Genomic DNA, 4,280 nt, shown 5'->3' with positions numbered 1-4,280 from the left:
GAGCTCGCCCGGGCCCGCGCGCTGGGCGCCGACCATGCCGACTTCCGTCTGGAGCGGATCCGCAGCGCCTCCTGGCGACTGCGGGACGCCAAGCCCTCCGGCGGGTCCGACACCACCGATCTCGGGTACGCGGTCCGGGTGGTGCACGGGGGCAGCTGGGGGTTCGCCTCCGGCGTGGACCTGACCATGGACGGCGCCGCCAAGGTGGCCTCGCAGGCCGTGGCCATGGCGAAGCTCTCCGCCCAGGTCATCAAGGCGGCCGGCTCCGACGAGCGGGTCGAGCTCGCCGACGAGCCGGTGCACGCGGACAAGACGTGGGTCTCCGCCTACGACGTGAACCCCTTCGACGTGCCGGACACCGAGAAGGCGGCGCTGCTCGCCGACTTCAGCGCGCGGCTGCTCGCGGCCGACGGGGTGGCGCACGTGGACGCCTCCCTGCTCGCCGTCCACGAGAACAAGTTCTACGCCGACACCGCGGGCACCTCCACCACGCAGCAGCGGGTGCGCGTCCACCCGCAGCTCACCGCCGTCGCCGTGAACGCCACCACCGGCGAGTTCGACTCCATGCGCACCATCGCCCCGCCGGCCGGCCGCGGCTGGGAGTACCTGACCGGCACCGGCTGGGACTGGAACTCCGAGCTGGAGGCCATCCCGGGCCTGCTCGCCGAGAAGATGCGGGCGCCGAGCGTGCAGGCCGGGCGCTACGACCTGGTCGTGGACCCGTCCAACCTCTGGCTGACCATCCACGAGTCCATCGGCCACGCCACCGAGCTGGACCGGGCACTGGGTTACGAGGCGGCGTACGCGGGGACCTCCTTCGCCACCTTCGACCAGCTGGGCAAGCTCACCTACGGCTCCCCCGTCATGAACGTGACGGGTGACCGGACGGCCGAGCACGGGCTGGCCACCATCGGGTACGACGACGAGGGCGTCGAGGCGCAGAGCTGGGACCTGGTCAAGGACGGCACCCTGGCCGGCTACCAGACGGACCGGCGGATCGCGAAGCTGACGGGCCTGGGCCGGTCCAACGGCTGCGCCTACGCCGACTCCCCCGGGCACGTGCCCGTCCAGCGCATGGCGAACGTCTCGCTGCAGCCGGATCCGGGCGGGCTCTCGACCGAGGACCTGATCGGCGGGGTGGAGCGCGGGATCTACGTGGTCGGCGACCGCTCCTGGTCGATCGACATGCAGCGCTACAACTTCCAGTTCACCGGGCAGCGGTTCTTCCGGATCGAGAACGGCCGGCTGGCCGGGCAGCTGCGGGACGTCGCCTACCAGGCCACGACCACCGAGTTCTGGGGGTCGATGGAGAAGGTCGGCGGCCCGCAGACCTACGTCCTGGGCGGCGCCTTCAACTGCGGCAAGGCCCAGCCGGGACAGGTCGCGGCGGTTTCGCACGGCTGCCCGTCCGCACTGTTCCGCGACGTGAACATCTTGAACACCACGCAGGAGGCCGGCCGATGAGCACGCTTTCGAACGGACGCACCAAGCCCCACGAGATCGTCGAGCGGGCGCTGGAGCTGTCCACCGCCGACGGCTGCGTGGTCATCGCCGACGAGGAGTCCAGCGCCAACCTGCGCTGGGCGGGCAACGCGCTCACCACCAACGGCGTCACCCGCGGCCGGACCCTGACCGTCATCGCCACGGTCGACGGCAAGGAGGGCACGGCCTCGGGGGTCGTCTCGCGCTCCGCCGTCACGGCGCAGGACCTGGAGCCGCTGGTCCGGGCCGCCGAGGCGGCCGCCCGCGGAGCCGACCCGGCGGAGGACGCGCAGCCGCTGGTCACGGGCACCCCGTCCTCGCCGGACTTCACCGACGGCCCGGCCGAGACATCCTCGGCGGTCTTCGCGGACTTCGCCCCCGCCCTCGGCGAGGCCTTCGCCCGGGCCCGCGCGGGCGGCCGCGAGCTGTACGGCTTCGCCAACCACGAGCTGGTCTCCACGTACGTCGGCACCTCCACGGGGCTGCGCCTGCGCCACGACCAGCCCAACGGCACCCTCGAGCTGAACGCGAAGTCCCCGGACCGGCTCCGCTCCGCCTGGGCGGGCCGCGCCACGCGGGACTTCAAGGACGTGGACCCGACCGTGCTGGACGCGGAGCTGGCCGTGCGGCTCGGCTGGGCCGAGCGCAAGATCGACCTGCCCGCCGGGCGGTACGAGACGCTGCTGCCGCCCACGGCCGTGGCGGACCTGCTGATCTACCAGATGTGGTCGGCGGCGGCACGGGACGCGGTGGAGGGCCGGACGGTCTTCTCCAAGCCCGGCGGCGGCACCCGGATCGGCGAGCGGCTCTCCGAGCTGCCGCTGACCCTGCGCAGCGATCCGAACGCGCCGGGGCTGGAGTCCTCGCCGTTCGTGATCGCGCACAGCTCCGGCGACGACGCGTCCGTCTTCGACAACGGGCTGCCGGTCCCGGCGACCGAGTGGATCAAGAACGGTGAGCTGGCCCGGCTGACCACGACCCGGCACAGCGCGGGCCTGACCGGGCTGCCGGTCTCCCCGTCGTTCGGGAACCTGATCCTGGACGGGGGCGGCGACAAGTCCCTGGAGGAGATGGTGGCCGGCACCGGGAGGGGTCTGCTGCTGACCTGCCTCTGGTACATCCGCGAGGTGGACCCGGCCACGCTGCTCCTCACGGGCCTGACCCGGGACGGCGTCTACCTGGTGGAGGACGGACAGGTCGTCGGCGAGGTCAACAACTTCCGGTTCAACGAGTCCCCCGTGGACCTGCTGTCGCGGGCCTCGGAGGCCGGCCGGACCGAGAAGACCCTGCCGCGCGAATGGAACGACTGGTTCACCCGGGCCGCGATGCCGGCGCTGCGCATCCCGGACTTCAACATGAGCTCGGTCAGCAAGGGAGTCTGATCTCTGATCTTGAAACGAGTCTGAAGTGCGGGCTTTCCCCGCCTAGACTGGCGGGGAACCCTTCAACAATCCGTTTCATCTCTTCCGAGGAGACCCAGAACCGTGACGGACATCGTCGACGAACTGAAGTGGCGCGGGCTCTTCGCCCAGTCCACCGACGAAGAAGCGCTGCGCAAGGCGTTCGCGGACGGTCCCGTCACGTTCTATTGCGGCTTCGACCCGACCGCGGCCTCGCTGCACGTGGGGCACCTGGTACAGGTCCTCACCGTGCGCCGGCTCCAGCAGGCGGGCAACCGCCCGCTGGCGCTGGTCGGCGGGGCCACCGGGCAGATCGGTGACCCTCGGCCGACGGCCGAGCGCACCCTGAACGACCCGGAGACCATCGCGAACTGGGTGACGCGCCTGCGCACCCAGATCGAGCCGTTCCTGTCCTTCGAGGGCGAGAACGCGGCGGTCATGGTGAACAACCTGGACTGGACGGCGGGCATGTCCGCCATCGAGTTCCTCCGGGACATCGGCAAGCACTTCCGCGTCAACAAGATGCTGACGAAGGACTCGGTCGCCAAGCGCCTGGAGTCCGACCAGGGCATCAGCTACACGGAGTTCAGCTACCAGCTGCTCCAGGGCATGGACTTCCTGGAGCTGTACCGGCGCCACGGCTGCGTGCTGCAGCAGGGCGGGTCCGACCAGTGGGGCAACCTGACCGCCGGTCTCGACCTGATCCACCGGGTGGAGCCGGACGCGCACGTCCACGCCATCGCGACCCCGCTGATGGTCAAGGCGGACGGCACCAAGTTCGGCAAGTCCGAGAGCGGCGCCGTCTGGCTCGACCCGGAGATGACCACCCCGTACGCGTTCTACCAGTTCTGGCTGAACGTGGACGACCGGGACGTCTCCACCTACATGCGCATCCTCTCCTTCCGGACCCGTGAGGAGCTGGAGGAGCTCGAGGCGCAGACCGCCGAGCGGCCGCAGGCGCGCGCCGCGCAGCGGGCGCTCGCGGAGGAGCTGACCACGCTGGTGCACGGCGCCGACCAGTGCGCCGCCGTCATCGCGGCGTCCAAGGCGCTGTTCGGCCAGGGCGAGCTGGCGGACCTGGACGAGGCCACGCTGGCCGCGGCCCTGTCCGAGCTGCCGCGGGCGAAGGTCGCCGAGCCGGGCCTGGTCGTCGACCTGCTCGCGGAGACCGGTCTGGTCGCGAGCAAGTCGGCCGGGCGCCGGACCATCAAGGAGGGCGGTGCCTACGTGAACAACGTGAAGGTCACCGCCGAGGACGCGGTCCCCGCCAAGGAGGACCTGATCCACGGGCGCTGGCTGGTGCTGCGCCGCGGCAAGAAGAACCTGGCCGCGGTCGAGGTCACCGGCTAGCCGGATCCGTACGAAACACGGCGAAGGGGCCGGTCCGGACGCACCGTC

Annotated in this window: 3 protein-coding genes; all 3 read left to right on the top strand. The window is 71.3% G+C overall.

The genetic code is table 11. The features are described from left to right. Positions 1-1,464, top strand: a 1,464-nt coding sequence (locus ACWGDE_RS36635; protein WP_453393405.1) for a TldD/PmbA family protein, incomplete at its 5' end; no start/stop codon positions are given. Next, positions 1,461-2,864, top strand: a complete 1,404-nt coding sequence (locus ACWGDE_RS36630) for a metallopeptidase TldD-related protein (protein ID WP_453393404.1) — start codon at positions 1,461-1,463, stop codon at positions 2,862-2,864. The genes ACWGDE_RS36635 and ACWGDE_RS36630, both read left to right, overlap by 4 nt. Before the next feature lie 102 nt (positions 2,865-2,966). After that, on the top strand, positions 2,967-4,232 hold the full coding sequence (gene tyrS, locus ACWGDE_RS36625; RefSeq protein ID WP_453393403.1) for a tyrosine--tRNA ligase: 1,266 nt from the start codon (positions 2,967-2,969) through the stop codon (positions 4,230-4,232). Positions 4,233-4,280: the final 48 nt, after the last annotated feature.

The organism is Streptomyces sp. NPDC054956 (genome assembly GCF_053609185.1).
Note: the sequence above shows the minus strand (reverse complement) of the source record. Positions and strands in the feature narration are given on the sequence as shown.

Excerpts from the sequence above, each read along its gene's own strand:
- ACWGDE_RS36630 (WP_453393404.1), top strand. The coding sequence starts at position 1,461 with ATGAGCACGCTTTCGAACGGACGCACCAAGCCCCACGAGATCGTCGAG.